Origin of the sequence: Terrabacter tumescens (genome assembly GCF_014646815.1) — a bacterium.
Taxonomy (GTDB): domain Bacteria; phylum Actinomycetota; class Actinomycetes; order Actinomycetales; family Dermatophilaceae; genus Terrabacter; species Terrabacter tumescens.
Map to the genome: position 1 here is coordinate 369159 of NZ_BMNZ01000004.1, position 16014 is coordinate 385172.

The window sequence follows — 16014 nt, forward strand, 5'->3', positions numbered from 1 at the left end:
GGCTTGTCCAATGAGGAAGAAAGTTCTGGCGATACCGGCGGGCGCACTCGCGATCGCCCTCACCTTCGGGTCGTACTCCACGGCCGCCTCGGCCGTGACCGCAGCACCGGGTGCAGGTGGCCCGGGTGCCGAACCGCAGGCCCAGCAGGGGCGCGACAGCCTCGCGCACCCGCTCGGCAAGAAGCAGCAGTCGCTGCGCACCAAGGGCGTCCAGCTGAAGCTGTCGGGCAAGCTCGCCCCGGACACCAAGGTCGCCAAGATCGCCAAGGGCCAGTACGTCGAGCTGGCCCGGACGGGCGAGGACACGATCTGGACCGTGCTCGGCCAGTTCGGCAGCTCGGTCAACACCACCTACGGAGGGGCGCCCGGACCCCAGCACAACCAGATCCCGGCACCCGACCGCTCGGTCGACAACTCGACCATCTGGACCTCTGACTTCAGCCCCGAGTACTTCACGAACCTGCTCTTCGCAGACACGCCTGGTGCCGTCTCGATGCGCAACTTCTACAAGGAGCAGAGCTCCAACCGCTACACCGTCAACGGCGACGTGACCGACTGGGTGACGGTACCCTTCAACGAGGCGAACTACGGCTCGAACTACTGCGGCGGTATCGTCTGCGCCCGCACGTGGCTCTTCGTTCGCGACTCCGTCAACGCCTGGTACGCCGCCCAGGTCGCGGTGGGCAAGACCCCGGCACAGATCAACGCGGCGCTCGCCAAGTACGACGTCTGGGACCGCTACGACTACGACGGCGACGGCAACTTCAACGAGCCCGACGGCTACATCGACCACTTCCAGTCGGTGCACGCCGGCGAGGGCGAGGAGACCGGCGGCGGCGCGCAGGGCACCGACGCCATCTGGTCGCACCGGTGGTACGCCTACTACAACAACATCGGCTTCACCGGCCCGTCGAACAACAAGCTCGGCGGGATCCAGGTCGGCAGCTCCAACCTCTGGATCGGCGACTACACCGTCGAGCCGGAGAACGGTGGCGTCGGCGTCTTCAGCCACGAGTTCGGCCACGACCTCGGCCTGCCCGACCTCTACGACACCTCCGGCAACACCGGCGGCGCCGAGAACTCGACCGGCTTCTGGACGCTCTACTCGTCCGGCTCCTACGGCAGCTCGGGCAAGCCCGAGGACGGCATCGGGACCAAGCCGATCCCCATGTCGGCCTACGAGAAGATCTTCCTCGGCTGGTCGAACTACCAGCTCGTCGGACCCGGACAGTCCGCGGCGGTCAAGCTCGGTCCGGCGTCGGCGACGACGAAGCAGGCCCAGCAGCTCGTGACGGTCCTGCCCGACAAGCAGGTCACGACGGACATCGGCGGCCCGTTCGCCGGCACGTACTTCTACCACTCCGGCTCCGGCAACGACCTCGACAACGCGATGACGCGCTCCGTGACGCTGCCCGCCGGCACGGTCGGGCTCACGGCCAAGGCGCGCTATGCCATCGAGCAGGACTGGGACTACGCGTACCTCACGGTCAACGGCAACCCGGTCGCGACGAACCGCTCCACCGCCACCAACCCGAACGGGCAGAACTTCGGCAACGGCATCACCGGCTCGACGGGCGGGAGCTGGGTCGACCTCACGGCCGACCTCAGCGCCTACGCCGGGCAGACGGTGACGCTCGGCTTCCGCTACTGGACCGACGGTGCGACGGTGGGCGCCGGCTTCGGCGTCGACGACGTCGCGATCACCGGACTGCCCACCGACGGTGCCGAGACCGACCCGGGTTGGGACTACAAGGGATTCACCCGGACGACCGGCAAGATCACGCAGTCGTACTTCAACGCCTACTTCGCCGAGTACCGCAACTACCGTGGCTACGACGCCGGCCTCAAGACCGGTCCGTACAACTTCGGCTTCCCTGACACGAAGCCGAACTGGACGGAGCGCTACCCGTACCAGGACGGCCTCCTCGTCTGGTACTACGACACCTCGTTCGCCGACAACAACGTCGGGGACAACTGCGCGGCCGGGCGGTGCGGAGGGCTCTACCTGCCTGTCGACGCCCACCCGTCCCTGCTGCTGCGTCCCGACAACGGCAAGGTGTGGCGCCCCCGGTTCCAGTCCTACGACTCGACCTTCGGGCTCGAGCGGACCGACCGGGTCTGCCTGCACACGTCGTCGACGACGTCGCAGTGCTACGGCAACCTGCCGGCCAACCCGGTCTTCGACGACTCGAAGAGCTACTGGGTGGCGCCGAACCCGTCGATCGGCAACTTCGGCTGGTCCAGCGTCCCGGTGCCGAGCACGGGCACGAAGATCCGCGTCGTCAGCACGTCGACGCAGGGTGACTTCATGCAGGTGACGGTCAACAAGTAGCAGGTTCAGCTGCACCACACGGGGTGACGGAGCGGGCGGGACACGTCCACGCCCGCTCCGTCATGCCAGGCGCGGTCCAAAATCGTTGGTGCGCAACGCAGCCGACGGCATACGGTCTCGGCATGTCCTCGACGCTGCGAGCTGCCCTGCGGTCCCGTCTCACCACGGCGATGCGCGAGCGCGACCGGGAGGCGGTCAGCGTGCTGCGCACCGCTGTGGCCGCCATCGAGAACGCCGAAGCCGTTCCTGCAGGCGACGGCCGGGCCGGCACCGCCTCCGCCGACGTGGCCGGAGCGGCGCTCGGCCTCGGGGTCACGGAGGCCGAGCGCCGCCGGCTCGACGACGCGACCGAGCGCTCCGTCGTCGCTGCGGAGGTGCAGTCGCTCGTCGAGGCGCAGGCGGCGTATGCCGCGGCCGGTGACAGCGAGCGGGCCCGGTCGGCGGCCGCCGGGGCCGCGCTGCTGCGCTCGGTTCTCGGCGAGCTCGGGTAGCTCGACGGGCTCGAACGGCCCGCCCGGCTGGCCGCCGTCGTCCACAGGGGCGGTGCACAAGCTGTGCACCGCCCCTGTGGACGTGTGGAGAAGAGCCCCCGCTCTGTGGACGACACGCCGTCGTCCTGTGGACCGCCGAGAAGTTTCGGCAAAGCCCTTGCGGACCCCCGCCAGCGGGGATAGAAATCTCTCACGCCCTTCCTTCGGGGAGAGCGGGACGACTCGGAGACGAGGGTCCACCCGGTGGGGCAACCCACCGCGGCAGCCGGGTGACGAGGCGGCCGGGACCGGAGACGACGAGAAGTCGATCGGGAGCGTCACCAACGACCGATCACCCCAGAAGGGCCCTTGAGACTCATACTCCCAAGGGCCCTTCGCCTTGTGCTGCAACGCTTTCCGACTCGCGGCCTCCGTCAGGCGAGGGTCGCGGACGCCGGTCGCCAGGGCTTGAGCCACGGTGTCTCGGGCCACCCCTCACGGGCGGCGACGAGCTCGTACATCGTGGCCCCGTCGATGGTCTCGCGGACGATGTCGGCGTGGCCGGCGTGACGAGCGAGCTCCTCGACGAGGTGCATCGCGACCCAGCGCACCGACCAGGCCTCGACGTCGTGAGGGAACCACGGGGCGTCGCGCGGCACGGGCACCGGGGCGGCCAGGTCCGCGCTGCGCAGCACCTCGCGCGTCACGTCACCCTGGGCCGCCAGTGCAGCCAGCAGGGACTCGAGGGTGTCGCCGTCGGTGACCCGGAAGTCCTCGCCCCAGGCGGTCGCCTGCTCCTCCACGGACCGGTCGGGTGGCGCCGGCGCCTCGGGCGCGGCGGCCATCCGCTCGGTCCAGCCACGCTCGCACGTCGTGACGTGCTTGACGAGTCCGCCGATGCTGAGCGTGCCTGCGGTCGGGGCGAGCCGGATCTGCTCCTCGGTGAGGCCGAAGGCGACGGTGGCAAAGGCGTCGCGCTGCTGGTCGAGATAGGCGATGAGGCTCTCGCGCTCGTCGGCGACGGGTGGGACGTGTGCTGCCATGGCGCTGCCTGCTCTCAGTCGTTGCGGTGGACGTAGAGGTCACGGAGCAGGGCGATCTCCGCGCCGTGGTGGATGAGCTCGCGGTTGATGTGCAGCACGAGCGTGGCTCGCGAGGCCTCGGCGAACGGGCCCTCCGCCGGACCGCACGGCGCGGTCAGCCCCTCGGTGCCCCAGCTGCGCACACCGTCGAACCAGGCGGCATACGCCCCGTCCAGCTGGGCGAGCGCCTGCTCGGCCGTTGCGGCGTAGTCGAAGGTGAAGTAGTCGGCCTCGGGCGCGCCGAAGTGGTGGTGGGCCCGAGCCCCGAGCACTCCGACGATGATGTGGGCCAGCCGCCAGGCGATCGTCGTCACGGGGGTCGGCTCGGGTGCGGGATAGGCCCAGTCGATGGTCATCTCGCCGGAGCCGCCGCCCTGGATCTCCGTGCTGCCTTCGCCGCGACGGTGGAGATTCCAGGCGCCGGGCGTCGGCTCCCAGAGGTACTCCTCGTCGGTCAGGCCCTCGAAGCGGGCGCGGAGCTGGTGCTGCCAGTGCCAGTCGGCCTGCTCGACGAGGGTCTCGTTCCAGTTGATGGTGCTGCGCGTCGTCTCTGTCATGGCTCGACCCTTGCAGCCATATAGGACAGTTCCTGTCCGCAGAACATGCGAGGCTGTCGGCATGTCCTCGACGTCCGACGGCGGCAACGGCACGACGGCCCGCGTGCTCCGCCTGCTCGACCTGCTGCAGAGCCGCCCGGTCTGGAGCGGCACCGAGCTCGCCGAGCGGCTCGGCGTCACGACCCGGAGCGTGCGGCGCGACGTCGAGCGTCTGCGCGACCTCGGCTACCCGGTCAACGCCGCCCACGGCGCCGGCGGCGGCTACCAGCTCGATGCAGGACGACGGCTGCCGCCCCTGCTGCTCGACGACACCGAGGCGGTCGCCGTCGCCGTGTGCCTGCGGCTCGCGGCCGGTGGCACCGTCGAGGGGCTCGGCGAGGCCGCCGTGCGCACGCTCGCCAAGCTCGACCAGGTGCTCCCGGGGCGCCTCCGCGCCCAGGTCGATGCCATCCACGAGGCGACCGTCACCCTCGACTCCGGTGCCACCCCCGTCGACGCCGCGACGCTGCTGCTCCTCGCCCGCGCCTGCCGCGAGACCGAGCGCGTCACCTTCGCGTATGCCGGCCCGCGCGGTTCCGGCGAACGCCGCGTCGAGCCCTATCGCCTCGTCGCCACCGGCCGTCGCTGGTACCTCCTCGCCTACGACCTAGACCGCGAGGACTGGCGCACCTTCCGGCTCGACCGGATGGTCGACGCCGAGACGCGCGGGTGGCGTTTCCGCCCGCGGGACGACGCGCCCGACGCGGCCGAGCACGTGCAGCGGTCCATCTCGCGCGATGCCTACGACCACGTCGCGCGGGTGCGCATCGAGGCCCCGAAAGCACTGGTGGAGAAGCAGATCCCGGTCTCGGTCGGCACGGTGACGGCGGACGGGCCGCACGCCTGCGTCTTCGAGGCAGGCGGCAACCACCTCGGCTTCATGGCGATGCACATCGGCGCGCTGCCGTGGGAGATGACGGTCCTCGACCCGCCGGAGCTACGGGACGTCATGCGCGAGCAGGCGGCCCGGATGCTCCGCGCCGCCGGCGAGTCAGCCGCGGGCTGACCGCACCCACGGGCGCAAGCCCGCCACACGGCATACGCCATCCCCACACTCGAGTGGCCCCGTCGTCACACGGGTGGGTGGGGCGGGGAGGCCACTCGAGTGTCGAGCGGCCCCGTCGTCACACGTCGAACGGGCTCAGCCGGTGTTGCGCAGTCCCGCGGCGATGCCGTTGATCGTCAGGAGCAGGGCCCGCTGGACATCGGCGTCGGGCTCGACGTCGTCGGGCACGGCACGCGAGCGCGCGAGGAGCGAGGTCTGCAGCGCGTGCAGCGGCGCGAGGTAGCTGTCGCGCAGGTCCAGCGTGCGACGCAGCACCGGAGCCGACTCGAGCAGCTCCTTCTGGCCGGTCACGCGCAGCACCTCCTCGACGGTGCGCGCGTGCTCCTCGCGGATGACGTCGAAGACGCCGGCGACCTCGTCGGGCACGAGGGTGCGGACGTAGCCGGCCGCGATGTCGAGGTCCGACTTCGTCAGCGTCATCTGCACGTTCGAGAGGAAGGTGCGGAAGAAGGACCACGAGCCGTACATCTCGCGCAGGGTGCGCTCCCGGCCGTCCTCCCGTGCCGCGGCGAGGCCGGAGCCCACGCCGAACCAGCCCGGCAGGATGATCCGCGACTGGGTCCAGCCGAACACCCACGGGATCGCCCGAAGGTCCTCGAGGCCGCCGTCGCCACCGGGGCGCTTGGCCGGGCGGGAGCCGATGTTCATCTTGCCCAGCTCGTCGACCGGCGTGGCTGAGACGAAGAAGGGCACGAGGCGCGCGTCGCCGACCAGCCCGCGGTAGGCGTCCTGGCCCCGGCCCGCGACGAGGTCCATCGTCCCGTTCCAGCCGTCGAGGACGTCGCGGGGGAGCAGCGAGCGACGGTGCAGGACCGACGCCTCGAGGACCGCCGCGAGGGCGGTCTCGAGGTTGAACCGGGCCAGCCCGGGCAGCGTGTACTTGTCGCTGATGACCTCGCCCTGCTCGGTGATCTTGATCGGGCCGTCGAGGCTGCCGTAGGGCTGCGACAGGATCGCCTCGCCGGTGGGACCCCCGCCGCGGCCGACCGAGCCGCCCCGGCCGTGGAAGAGGCGCAGCGTGACGCCGTGCTCGCGCGCGACGTCACGCAGGGCCCGCTGGGCGCGGTGGATCTGCCACTGCGACGCGGCGATTCCCGCATCCTTGGAGGAGTCGGAGTAGCCGAGCATGATCTCCTGCACGTCGCCGCGGGCCGCGACGACCCGGCGGTAGGACGCGTCGGAGAGCAGCGCCTCGAGCAGCGGGCCGGCGGCCTCCAGCTCGGCGACGGTCTCGAAGAGGGGAGCGAAGCCGATGCGCGCCGTGGCGGGCGTCGACCCGGTGCCGAGATCGAGCAGCCCTGCCTCGCGGGCGAGGACGACGACGGCGAAGAGGTCGTCGACGTCGTGGGTCATCGACACGATGTAGGTCTCGATCGCCTCGGGCCCGTAGGCGTCGAGGGCCTGGCGGATCGCGGTCATGAGCGACAACGAGCCGGCGGCGGCCTCGCCGACGTCGTGCACGCCGAGCCCGACGCCCGTCAGCGGCCGGCGCGAGGCCATCTCCCGCGACAGCAACGCGATCCGGGCCGGGCGGTCGAGCTCCCGGTAGGGCGTGTCGAGCTCGCCGATGCGGTCGTAGAGCTCCGCGAGGGCGGCGTGGTGCTTGGCGCTGTGCTCGCGCACGTCGAGCGTGGCCAGCCCCGTCCCCGTCGCGACGGCGGCGCGGATCAGCCGCAGGATCGCGCCGTCGCCGGTCAGGGTGTCCCCGCCCGCCAGCATCGACTCGCGGATGAGGACGAGGTCCTCGAGCAGCTCGTCGAAGCTCGAGTAGTCGCGGCCCGGCTCGTGCGGCGTGCCGTGCGCGAGCCGGTCGCGGGTGCGCAGCAGGCGCACGCGGATGAAGCTCAGCTTGAGGCGGTAGGGCTCCTCGGCGTTGAGGCGACGCACCGCGTCGTAGGTCACCGGCAGCGCTGCGGCGTCGCGCTCGAGGCTGTCGCGCAGGGCGTCGGTGACCTCGACGAAGCGCGTCGAGGACGACAGCTCGTGCAGCATGTGGTCGAGCTTGTCGACGAGCTCGCTGAGCCCGGCTTCGTGCTGCAGGCCGATGACCGCGAGGGTGACCTCGGGCGTCACGTTGGGGTTGCCGTCACGGTCGCCGCCGGCCCAGGCCCCGAAACGCAGCGGACGCGCCGACGGCGGCAGCTGCACGCCGATGCCGGCCAGGGTCCGGTCGAGCTCGGCGAGCAGGTCGGGGACCACCTGCTCGGCGAGGAAGCGCAGGGTGTGCATCGCGGTGCGCGCCTCGTCGGTGGGCTCCGGTCGCACGATGCGCAGCTCGTCGGTCTGCCACATCATGTCGACGAGCTCGGCGAGCCGGCGCTCGGCGCGCGGCCCCTCGGACGCCGGCCGGCGCGGGTCCTCGAGCTCGGTGACGGTGACGGCGATGCGCCGAAGCAGGTTGAGGACCGTGCGGCGCGTGGCCTCGGTCGGGTGGGCCGTGAACACCGGGCGGTACTCGAGCCGGGCCAGCACGGACTCCAGCTCGTCACGCTCGAGCGTGCCGGCCTCGAGCGCCTCGCCGATGCGCCGCACCGTGCCCGCGAGCGGCGCCTCGTCGACGGCCGCGAGCTCCTGCCCACGGTGCAGCTGCTCGGTGACGTTGACGAGCTGGAAGTAGGCGGTGAACGCCCGGGCCAGGACGACGGCCGTCGGGGCGTCGACGCCGTCGAGCAGCGCGCGCAGGTCGTCGTCCTCGGGCTCGCGGGCCAGGGCGCGGACCTGCTCGACGAGTGCGAGCAGCTCCGGACCCTCGTGCCGCGTGAGCGCCTCGCCGAGGAGGGTGCCCAGCTGTCGCACCGACGCTCGCAGTGCTGCATGCTGCTGCGCCGACGAGACCCCGGAGGCGAACGTCGCGGCGTCCGGCTCGCGGCGGTCGGCCTCGAGGAGCTGCTCGGTCGTGGTGTGGCCGTGGTCGGTCATGGTCCAGTCGTACCGCGTCGAGGTTTCGGACGTGTGTCGTGTCCCACCATGGGGACGGGCGCCGGCACGTCGCCCGGCCGGGGTGACCGCGCCGAGGTCGCGTGGCATGCGGGCCTGCGACCGCTGCGAGGATGACGTCATGAGCACCGGAACCCTCGTCCTTGCGGCCACCCCGATCGGCGACCCCCGCGACGCGGCCCCGCGGCTCGCGCAGGAGCTCGCGACCGCCGACGTCGTCGCGGCCGAGGACACCCGGCGCCTGCGCCGCCTGCTCGGCGAGCTCGCCGTCACGCCCACCGGGTCGGTCGTCAGCTACCACGAGCACAACGAGGCGGCCCGCACCCCGGACCTCGTCGCCCGTCTCGTCGCAGGCGAGCGCGTCGTCGTCGTCACGGACGCCGGCATGCCGTCCGTCTCCGACCCGGGCTACCGTCTCGTCGCCGCGGCGGTCGAGGCGGGCGTACGCGTGACGTGCGTCCCCGGACCGAGCGCGGTCCTCATGGCGCTCGCCGTGTCGGGCCTGCCCGTCGACCGGTTCTGCTTCGACGGCTTCCTCCCGCGCAAGCCGGGGGAGCGGGCCAAGGTGCTGGCCGAGGTCGCCGACGAGCGCCGCACCATCGTCTTCTTCGAGGCGCCGCACCGGCTCGCGGAGACGCTGACCGCGATGCGCGACGCCTTCGGCCCCGACCGGCGCGCCGCCGTCTGCCGCGAGCTGACGAAGACCTACGAGGAGGTCCGCCGCGGCACCCTGGCGGAGCTCGCCCTGTGGGCCGCCGACGGCGTCAAGGGCGAGATCACGATCGTCGTGGCGGGTGCCGAGCGGGTGGTGCCCTCCCTCGAGGACGCGGTTGCCGGCATACGACAGCGGGTCGACGCGGGGGAGCGGCTCAAGGACGTCGCGGCCGACGTCGCGTCACGGACGGGACTGTCCAAGAAGGCGCTCTACGACGCCTCGCTCGCGGCGCGCTGACCCGCGACCACGCCAGCGCGCCGCCGCTCGGGAGCGTCTCGACAGGCGAGCCCCTTGCCGCGAGGGGAACAGCGGGTAAGGCTTGCGTAGTTCTCTCCTCGGGGCCGGCGCACCGCCCGGCCGAGTCGACAGCACAGTGAAGGAGCACGGCATGGCTACCACCCGCACCGCCAGCACGCACTGGGAGGGCTCGCTCTTCGAGGGCTCCGGACAGGTCAGCCTGGAGAGCTCGGGCATCGGCACCTACGACGTCAACTGGCCCTCGCGGGCGGAGTCGTCGAACGGCAAGACGAGCCCCGAGGAGCTCATCGCCGCAGCGCACTCCTCGTGCTACTCGATGGCGCTGTCCAACGGACTCGCCCAGGCCGGCACGCCGGCCACCACGCTCGACACGACGGCCAACGTCACCTTCGTCCCCGGCACGGGCATCACCGAGATCGCGCTCAGCGTCGTCGGTGACGTCCCCGGCATCTCCGCCGAGGACTTCCAGGCGGCCGCCGAGGAGGCCAAGACCAACTGCCCGGTGAGCCAGGCCCTCAAGGCCGTGCCGATCTCGCTCGAGGCACGTCTGGGCTGACCACCCTTCTCACGCCGATCGGCGCCGACCCGCTGGGGTCGGCGCCGATCTGCTTGTGCCGCAGGCGATCTCGACAGGAGCGCTCAGGCGGACTCGACGGTCGTCCGGTAGGCGTCGAGCATGGACTGCCAGTTCTGCCCGAACTGCTCCGCCTGCTCCGGCGAGTCGTTGCCGTCCTGCTCGAGCGTGACGGTCGTCGGCCCGGAGTCGTCGCCCTCGAGCGTGTAGACGATCGTGTGGTAGTTCTCGGGCCGGTCCTCCTGGCCCATGAGCGGGCTGTAGTGCGTGACCGAGAGGCGCCGGGGCGCGTCGACCTCGAGCACCTCTCCCTTGTCCTGGTAGGGCTTGCCGTCCATCTCGCCCTGCCACGTGATCGGGCTGCCGACCTCCCAGTCGGTGCTGAGCTCGGTGCCCATCATCCACCTCCGGACGGTGTCCGGGTCGGTGAGCGCGTGCCACGCCTGCTGGGGCGTGGCGTCGACCGTGACCTTCGCGTGTGCAACATGACCAGTCATCCCCCTGTCCTACTCCCGTGGGGACCTCGAGAGGGCGTATGCCGTGTGCCCACTTCACGTCGGCCGTGACACGGGGGCGTGAGATGGGTCGTGGGATGGGCCGTCGCGCGACCGACCGGAAGGCGCGCGCGGCGGCCGGCGCGGCCCGCCTAGGATTCACGGCATGAGCAATGTCCTGTCTGCCGTCGCCTGGCCGTACACCAACGGCCCGCGCCACATCGGCCACGTGGCCGGTTTCGGTGTGCCCTCCGACGTGTTCAGCAGGTACATGCGGATGGCGGGGCACGACGTCCTCATGGTCTCGGGCACCGACGAGCACGGCACGCCGATCCTCGTCCTCGCCGAGGAGGAGGGCCTGAGCCCGCAGGAGCTTGTCGACAAGTACAACGCCGTCATCGCCCAGGACCTCACCGACCTCGGCCTGTCCTACGACCTCTTCACGCGCACGACGACGCGCAACCACTACGCCGTCGTGCAGGAGATGTTCCGCCAGGTTTACGCCAACGGCTACATGATCGAGCAATCGCAGTTCGTCGCTTTGAGCCCCTCAACAGGTCGCACGCTGCCCGACCGCTTTATCCAGGGAACCTGCCCGACCTGCGGCTTTGCAGAGGCCCGCGGCGACCAGTGCGACAACTGCGGTAACCAGCTGGATCCGATTGACTTGATCAACCCGCGGAGCAAGATCAACGGCGAGACGCCGGAGTTTGGCCAATCGGCCCATTTCTTCCTCGACCTCCCGGCGCTCGCCGGCGCGCTGGGGGAGTGGCTTGACGGCCGCGAGGCCTCGGGCACGTGGCGCCCCAACGTCATCAAGTTCTCCAAGAACCTGCTCAAGGACGTCCGCCCGCGCGCGATGTCGCGCGACATCGACTGGGGCATCCCGATCCCGCTCGAGGGCTGGGAGGACAACCCCACCAAGCGCCTCTACGTGTGGTTCGACGCCGTCATCGGCTACCTGTCCGCCTCGATCGAGTGGGCCCGTCGCATCGGCGAGCCCGAGCGCTGGCGCGAGTGGTGGAACGACCCGTCCGCGGTGTCGTACTACTTCCAGGGCAAGGACAACATCACCTTCCACAGCCAGATCTGGCCCGCCGAGCTGCTCGCCTACGCCGGCCGCGGCGACAAGGGCGGCGAGCCGGGCGAGTACGGCACGCTCAACCTGCCCACTGAGGTCGTGGCGAGCGAGTTCATGACGCTCGAGGGCAAGCAGTTCTCGACGTCGCGCAAGCACGTCATCTACGTCCAGGACATCGTCGCGCGCTACGGCCCCGACCCGATCCGCTACTTCATCTGCGCGGCCGGCCCCGAGAACCAGGACGCCGACTTCTCCTGGGCCGAGTTCGTCCAGCGCAACAACAGCGAGCTCGTGGCCGGCTGGGGCAACCTCGTCAACCGCACGGCCGCGATGATCGCCAAGAGCTTCGGCGAGATCCCGCAGCCGTATGCCGTCGAGCCCGTCGACGAGGAGCTGCTGGCGACCGTGCGGGGTGCGTTCGCGACCGTCGGCGCGTCCCTCGAGCGGCACCGGCAGAAGGCCGCCCTCGGCGAGGTCATGCGCGTCGTCGGCGAGGCCAACGCCTATGTGTCGAAGACCGAGCCGTTCAAGCTCAAAGGCGACGACCAGCGCGAGCGGCTCTCCACCGTGCTGCACACGCTGGCCCAGAGCGTCTCAGATATCAATACGCTGATCTCACCCTTCCTGCCCCACGCGGCCAACCGCGTCCACGCGGTCCTCGGGGGCGACGGCGAGTTCATGCCGATGCCGCGGCTGGAGGTCGTGGGCGACCTCGACGACGACACCCGCAGCTACCCCGTCATCACCGGCGAGTACTCCTCGACGCCGCGCTGGGAGTCGCGTCCGGTCGTCGTCGGGACGCCCATCGCCAAGCCGACCGGCGTCTTCGTCAAGCTCGACCCCGAGCAGGTCATCGAGGACGAGCGGGCCCGCCTCGGCGACAGCGCACCGGGCGGCACGCGCCACCACACCGACCCGCTCGCCGCGCCCAGGATGGCAGCGCCGAAGCAGGCCAAGGGCACCGACGAGGCGCCGACCGCATGAGCCCGCACGCGTCGGGGCAGCGGGGACTGCCGGAGACCCTGCCGGACCCGCTGCCCATCGACGTCGTCGACAACCACGTCCACCTCGACATCACGCGCGAGGGGGACGAGCCGTTCGACGTCGCCGACGCCATCAAGGCCGCCCGGTCGGTCGGGGTGACGCGCCTCGTCCAGGTCGGCTGCGACCTCGACGGCATCCGCTTCACGATGGATGCCATCGACGCCCACGACGAGCTCGTCGGCGGAATCGCCTTGCACCCCAACGAGGTTCCGCGCCTCGCGGCTGCTGGTCAGCTCGAGGAGGCCTATGCCGAGGTCGAGCGGTGCGCGGCCCACGACCGCATCCGCGTCATCGGCGAGACCGGCCTCGACTACTTCCGGACCGGCCCCGAGGGCGTCCCCGTCCAGCAGGACGGCTTCCGCTGGCACATCGACCTCGCCAAGCGGCTCGGCAAGGCCCTCCAGATCCACGACCGCGACGCCCACGCCGACGTGCTGCGGATCCTCCAGGAGGAGGGGGCGCCCGAGCACACGGTGCTGCACTGCTTCTCGGGCGATCTCGCGATGGCCCGGGAGTGCGTCGAGCGTGGCTACTACCTCAGCTTCGCGGGGACCGTGACGTTCAAGAACGCACGCGACCTGCGCGACGCCCTGACGGCCATCCCGCTCGATCGGGTCCTCGTCGAGACCGACGCGCCCTACCTCGCTCCCGCGCCGCACCGGGGGGCCACGAACGCCTCGTTCCTCGTGCCGGTGACCGTCCGCGCCATGGCCGCCGTGCTCAACCTCGACGTGCCCACGCTGTGCCGCGCGGTGTCCGAGAACAGCGAGCGCGTCTACGGTCCGTGGGGCGCCGATCGAACCGGGCAACCCGCCTAGCGCACGCCAGATCGTCGCGTCCAGCGGGACGCGTTGCCGTTACCGAAATTTGACCTTGTCGCCGTCGATCGGTCACTGTGGACGACTGTTGGCCGGTTGCTGCCCCGCATCGACCTCCTCCCGACGACGTGAGGAGGATGGATCGAGAGCGCGTTGCACCCGGATAGATCGACGTTCGGAGTGTTTTGATTTCTCGCAACGCCAAGATCCTGGCCGCCACTGGCGCGGCCGTCGTCCTCACCGGTGGCGCCGTCGGCGCAGCCCAGCTCGACAAGGCCGTCAACCTCTCCGTCGACGGCACCGCAAGCACCGCGCACGTCTTCGGCAGCACCGTCGGTGACGTCCTCGACAGCCAGGGGATCTCCGTCAAGCCGGGCGACGTCGTCGTGCCTGCCGCGGACGCCCCAATCAGCGACGGACAGACGGTCACCGTCAAGTACGCCCGCCTGCTGACGCTCACCGTCGACGGCAAGACCCGTCAGCTGCGCACCACCGAGACCACGGTCGACGGGGCGCTGCTCGCGCTCGGTCTCCGCGGCGAGGGTGCCCGCCTGTCGGTCTCGCGTTCGCAGACCATCGGTCGCCAGGGCCTCGCCCTGACCGTCGTCACCCCCAAGGCCGTCACGGTCGTGGTCGACGGCAAGACGACGACGAAGACCGTCGCGGCGGCCACCGTCGGCGAGGCGCTGACCCAGCTGGGTGTGCGCGTCGGCAAGGCCGACAAGGTCAACCCGCCGGTCACGACGCCCCTGACGCCCGGCCTCAAGGTCGCCGTCCAGCGCGTGCAGACCAAGGACAAGAACGTCACCAGGGCGATCGCCTTCGGCACGACCAAGCAGAAGACCGCCGACCTCTACAGCGACCAGACCAAGGTCGCGCGAGCCGGCGTCGCCGGTCAGCGCACCGTGACGGTCCGCACCACGGTCGTCGACGGCAAGGTCGTCTCCACCAAGGAGATCTCCTCGAAGGTCACCAAGGCCCCCGTCAACCGGGTCCTGCTCGTTGGCACCAAGGCCCGTCCCGCGGCTGCCAAGAGCTCGTCGACCACGACGTCCACGCGCACGACGTCCGGTGCGGGGCTCAACCTCGCCCGCGCCGCCATGTGGGACTCGATCGCCCAGTGTGAGTCGACCGGCAACTGGCACATCAACACCGGCAACGGCTACTACGGCGGTCTGCAGTTCCTGACCTCCACGTGGCTCGCCTACGGCGGTGGCGACTTCGCGTCGCGCGCCGACCTCGCCTCGCGCGAGCAGCAGATCACCGTCGCCAACCGCGTCTACGCGGACAACGGCATCTCGCAGTGGCAGTGCAAGGCCTGACCTGAGCTGATCTGACCTCAGCACGGCGCAGGCACGCGCGCAGAGGCCCCCGACCGCACGGTCGGGGGCCTCTCGCCGTCTGCGTCTCCAGGTATGCCGTGCCCCGCCTTCGTCGAGTGGCCTCGTCGTCCTACGACGAACCTCGTCCACCAGCTCGAGTGGCCCCGTCGTCCCACGCCCGCGGGCGTGGGACGACGGGGCCACTCGAGCTGGGGTCGGAGCGGTGGGCGCGCGGGCCGGCCGGGCGGCATACGCCCTCGGTCGGGGCGCCATAGGGTGGGCGCATGACGAAGAAGGACGCTGCGCCGCACGTCGACGACGCCGCGCTCCTCGGGGCGGCCCAGGTGCGCGAGCTCGCCGAGCGTCTCGAGGTGCGACCGACCAAGCAGTGGGGCCAGAACTTCGTCGTCGACGCCAACACGGTGCGCAAGATCGTGCGCGTCGCGGGCGTCGGGCCCCACGACGTCGTCGTCGAGGTCGGGCCCGGGCTCGGCTCGCTCACCCTCGCGCTGCTGCCCGTCGTCAAGCACGTCACGGCCGTCGAGGTGGACCCGCGGCTCGCCGGGGCGCTCGAGGAGACCGTCCGCTCGCTCCAGCCCGAGAACGCCGACAAGCTGCGCCTCGTCGCGGCCGACGCCCTGACGGTGACGAAGCTCCCGGGACCCGACCCGACGGCCCTCGTCGCCAACCTGCCGTACAACATCTCGGTGCCGGTCGTGCTCTCCTTCCTCCAGCACTTCCCGACGATCGAGCGCGTCCTCGTCATGGTGCAGCTCGAGGTCGCCGAGCGCCTGGCTGCCAAGCCCGGCAGCAAGATCTACGGCGTCCCGAGCCTCAAGGCCGCGTGGTACGCCGACGTCGAGCTCGCCGGGCGGGTCGGGCGCAACGTCTTCTGGCCGGCCCCCAACGTCGACTCGGGCCTCGTGTCGTTCCGTCGCCGCAAGCCCCCGAAGACCACGGCGAGCCGCGAGGACGTCTTCCGCTGCATCGACGCGGCGTTCCTCCAGCGACGCAAGGCCCTGCGCGGCGCCCTCGCCTCCTGGGCCGGCTCCCCGGACGCCGCCGAGCAGGCACTCGTCGCTGCCGGTGTCGACCCGCGCACCCGGGGTGAGCAGCTCGACATCACGACCTTCGCCCGGATCGCCGAGGCGCGCCCCGAGGGCGCCGGGACAGCGCAGCCGCGCGCGCGCCGTCGAGGCCATACGTCCTGACGCCGAGCGATCGG

Annotated in this window: 13 protein-coding genes; 9 read left to right on the forward strand and 4 right to left on the reverse strand. The window is 71.2% G+C overall.

The window, feature by feature from the left end:
* Window positions 1-10 precede the first annotated feature (10 nt).
* Entirely contained in the window at window positions 11-2332 is a 2322-nt protein-coding gene (locus IEY30_RS12155; protein ID WP_030196312.1) for an immune inhibitor A domain-containing protein, read from the forward strand.
* 122 nt (window positions 2333-2454) lie between these two features.
* Window positions 2455-2823, forward strand: coding sequence for a GatB/YqeY domain-containing protein (locus IEY30_RS12160; RefSeq protein ID WP_052358428.1), 369 nt, complete (start codon window positions 2455-2457; stop codon window positions 2821-2823).
* Between the two features lie 413 nt (window positions 2824-3236).
* On the opposite strand, the gene IEY30_RS12165 is transcribed toward IEY30_RS12160, so the two are convergent.
* Window positions 3237-3845 (reverse strand): DinB family protein, encoded by a 609-nt coding sequence (locus tag IEY30_RS12165; protein ID WP_030196317.1) that lies wholly within the window; start codon window positions 3843-3845, stop codon window positions 3237-3239.
* A 14-nt stretch (window positions 3846-3859) separates the two neighbouring features.
* On the reverse strand, window positions 3860-4441 hold the full coding sequence (locus IEY30_RS12170) for a DinB family protein (protein WP_229674965.1): 582 nt from the start codon (window positions 4439-4441) through the stop codon (window positions 3860-3862).
* Between the two features lie 61 nt (window positions 4442-4502).
* On the opposite strand from IEY30_RS12170, the gene IEY30_RS12175 reads away from it, so the two are divergent.
* The gene (locus IEY30_RS12175; RefSeq protein WP_030196319.1) at window positions 4503-5486 is read left to right on the forward strand and encodes a helix-turn-helix transcriptional regulator; all 984 of its coding nucleotides are present in this window, start codon (window positions 4503-4505) and stop codon (window positions 5484-5486) included.
* A gap of 135 nt (window positions 5487-5621) precedes the next feature.
* On the opposite strand, the gene ppc is transcribed toward IEY30_RS12175, so the two are convergent.
* Window positions 5622-8465: a phosphoenolpyruvate carboxylase gene (gene ppc / locus IEY30_RS12180; RefSeq protein ID WP_030196320.1), complete on the reverse strand. Its 2844-nt coding sequence runs from the start codon at window positions 8463-8465 to the stop codon at window positions 5622-5624.
* Between the two features lie 139 nt (window positions 8466-8604).
* Here ppc and rsmI point away from each other — a divergent pair, with 139 nt between their 5' ends.
* Window positions 8605-9435, forward strand: coding sequence for a 16S rRNA (cytidine(1402)-2'-O)-methyltransferase (rsmI, locus tag IEY30_RS12185; protein WP_030196323.1), 831 nt, complete (start codon window positions 8605-8607; stop codon window positions 9433-9435).
* Window positions 9436-9586: 151 nt separating this feature from the next.
* On the forward strand, window positions 9587-10012 hold the full coding sequence (locus tag IEY30_RS12190) for an OsmC family protein (protein ID WP_030196326.1): 426 nt from the start codon (window positions 9587-9589) through the stop codon (window positions 10010-10012).
* 83 nt (window positions 10013-10095) lie between these two features.
* Here IEY30_RS12190 and IEY30_RS12195 read toward each other — a convergent pair whose 3' ends face one another.
* Window positions 10096-10527 (reverse strand): SRPBCC domain-containing protein, encoded by a 432-nt coding sequence (locus tag IEY30_RS12195; protein ID WP_030196329.1) that lies wholly within the window; start codon window positions 10525-10527, stop codon window positions 10096-10098.
* A 163-nt stretch (window positions 10528-10690) separates the two neighbouring features.
* Here IEY30_RS12195 and metG point away from each other — a divergent pair, with 163 nt between their 5' ends.
* From metG to rsmA, 4 genes are all read left to right on the forward strand, one after another.
* Window positions 10691-12589: a methionine--tRNA ligase gene (gene metG / locus IEY30_RS12200; RefSeq protein WP_030196332.1), complete on the forward strand. Its 1899-nt coding sequence runs from the start codon at window positions 10691-10693 to the stop codon at window positions 12587-12589.
* Window positions 12586-13467, forward strand: a complete 882-nt coding sequence (locus tag IEY30_RS12205; protein WP_043416496.1) for a TatD family hydrolase — start codon at window positions 12586-12588, stop codon at window positions 13465-13467. The genes metG and IEY30_RS12205 overlap by 4 nt, the downstream gene beginning before the upstream one ends.
* 185 nt (window positions 13468-13652) lie before the next feature.
* Window positions 13653-14789 carry a resuscitation-promoting factor gene (locus IEY30_RS12210; protein ID WP_030196340.1) on the forward strand — a complete coding sequence of 379 codons (1137 nt, stop codon included), beginning with the start codon at window positions 13653-13655 and terminating at the stop codon, window positions 14787-14789.
* A 284-nt stretch (window positions 14790-15073) separates the two neighbouring features.
* The gene (gene rsmA / locus IEY30_RS12215) at window positions 15074-16000 is read left to right on the forward strand and encodes a 16S rRNA (adenine(1518)-N(6)/adenine(1519)-N(6))-dimethyltransferase RsmA (protein ID WP_052358429.1); all 927 of its coding nucleotides are present in this window, start codon (window positions 15074-15076) and stop codon (window positions 15998-16000) included.
* Window positions 16001-16014: the final 14 nt, after the last annotated feature.

Excerpts from the sequence above, each read along its gene's own strand:
- IEY30_RS12155 (WP_030196312.1), top strand. The coding sequence starts at position 11 with ATGAGGAAGAAAGTTCTGGCGATACCGGCGGGCGCACTCGCGATCGCC.
- IEY30_RS12160 (WP_052358428.1), top strand. The coding sequence starts at position 2,455 with ATGTCCTCGACGCTGCGAGCTGCCCTGCGGTCCCGTCTCACCACGGCG.
- IEY30_RS12165 (WP_030196317.1), bottom strand. The coding sequence starts at position 3,845 with ATGGCAGCACACGTCCCACCCGTCGCCGACGAGCGCGAGAGCCTCATC.
- IEY30_RS12170 (WP_229674965.1), bottom strand. The coding sequence starts at position 4,441 with ATGACAGAGACGACGCGCAGCACCATCAACTGGAACGAGACCCTCGTC.
- IEY30_RS12175 (WP_030196319.1), top strand. The coding sequence starts at position 4,503 with ATGTCCTCGACGTCCGACGGCGGCAACGGCACGACGGCCCGCGTGCTC.
- ppc (WP_030196320.1), bottom strand. The coding sequence starts at position 8,465 with ATGACCGACCACGGCCACACCACGACCGAGCAGCTCCTCGAGGCCGAC.
- rsmI (WP_030196323.1), top strand. The coding sequence starts at position 8,605 with ATGAGCACCGGAACCCTCGTCCTTGCGGCCACCCCGATCGGCGACCCC.
- IEY30_RS12190 (WP_030196326.1), top strand. The coding sequence starts at position 9,587 with ATGGCTACCACCCGCACCGCCAGCACGCACTGGGAGGGCTCGCTCTTC.
- IEY30_RS12195 (WP_030196329.1), bottom strand. The coding sequence starts at position 10,527 with ATGACTGGTCATGTTGCACACGCGAAGGTCACGGTCGACGCCACGCCC.
- metG (WP_030196332.1), top strand. The coding sequence starts at position 10,691 with ATGAGCAATGTCCTGTCTGCCGTCGCCTGGCCGTACACCAACGGCCCG.
- IEY30_RS12205 (WP_043416496.1), top strand. The coding sequence starts at position 12,586 with ATGAGCCCGCACGCGTCGGGGCAGCGGGGACTGCCGGAGACCCTGCCG.
- rsmA (WP_052358429.1), top strand. The coding sequence starts at position 15,074 with ATGACGAAGAAGGACGCTGCGCCGCACGTCGACGACGCCGCGCTCCTC.